This window comes from Planomonospora algeriensis (assembly GCF_977012225.1).
In genome coordinates, this window is record NZ_CDRNDK010000889.1 from 1 (window position 1) to 1,225 (window position 1,225).

2 protein-coding genes are annotated in these 1,225 nt (G+C 66.5%); both read right to left on the reverse strand.

Annotated features, from left to right (window positions below; genetic code table 11):
- Positions 1-92: 92 nt before the first annotated feature.
- Positions 93-578: a hypothetical protein gene (locus ACWJ6R_RS36665; RefSeq protein WP_449066599.1), complete on the reverse strand. Its 486-nt coding sequence runs from the start codon at positions 576-578 to the stop codon at positions 93-95.
- Positions 575-832, reverse strand: coding sequence for a hypothetical protein (locus ACWJ6R_RS36670; RefSeq protein ID WP_449066600.1), 258 nt, complete (start codon positions 830-832; stop codon positions 575-577). Before ACWJ6R_RS36670 ends, ACWJ6R_RS36665 begins: the two co-directional genes overlap by 4 nt.
- Positions 833-1,225 lie beyond the last annotated feature (393 nt).

Below are 1,225 nucleotides of genomic sequence, written 5' to 3' on the forward strand. Positions count from 1 at the left end.
CGCTCGAGCACGGACGGCGTCCATCACCGGCTTGGGCAACCGCAGCGAAGTAGTGATCATCTGGTCGTGATTCTCGTCGGTGAGGCCCACCATCAGCTCCAGTTCTCGGGCGGGCCATCCTGGAGGTCTTCGACGCTCACCCCGGGCAGGTCGGCCAGGAGCCGGCCCCACACGTTCTTGCCATCGAGGGTCAGCACGGTCCGATCGGTTCGATTGCCCCAGTAGGCGGCCTCAGCCACATCGATCGGCACGGTATCAACTCCAAGATCCGCCCAGGTGCCAGAAATTCCTCGCTGAGCATCGCTGTCAAGATCGACCTTGATCGGGTCGTATCCGACTCCGAACGTCACGACGACCTCATCGGAATCCGGCTGCGGATTACGAGCCAGGAGCTCCGCGTCCAGGTATTCGCGCTCGTCGATGGTGAGACGTGCCCGTGCGGTGATCACGGAGGTGGCGGGGAGGAGAAGACCCGCGGGAACGCGGCGCTTGATCGCATGGACCATGCCGACTGCCTGATCGTGCCCTTGTGCGTAGGCGGCGATGAGTGAGGTGTCGAGGATGAACTTGGCACTCACGCCGTAGCCCGCCCGGCGTATTTGGCGATCAGCTCCTCAGCGCGGCGTTCGCCGGATGCGAAGCCCTCCGGGCTGGCGGCACGGATCGATTCGATACGGCGGGCCTCGCGTTCCTTGGCGGCCCGATAGTCCTCCTGCATCTGCCGGTGAACGGCCTGAGCAATGTACTCGACAGGGGTGATGTCCTGCCCGGTCTCGGTGATCCACCGCCTGGTCTCGGCGAGAAGGTCCGAGGGAAGAGACTCGCTGCTCATGATCCGAGCGTAGTGCATACGCATTGCATCGCACGGCGAGTCGACGCCTTCTTCGGAGATTTCCTGGCATGGGCGCGGGTGCTGCCGGAGACATCCGGTAGCGGCCTGCCTGTTCCGCGCTTGCTCGCCGGTGTTCACGCCGTAAACACCCGCCGGGCCCGACCCGTGACGGTCGCCGCTGCGAGATGACCCTCCGGCGGCCGGATCTTCCCCGCATGAGGCAACGGCGGCGGGCCGCCCCCGGTCGCCGTTCCGGCTCTCGACCACGGCGGCCATCACCGCACCCGTACGGTCTTTCATCCCGGCCGCGACCGCCTTCCGGCCCGCTCGCGGCGGCTCGGGATCGCCGGTGGTGTCGGGACTTTAGGGTTTCCGGCCCCCTGCAACCGGGCC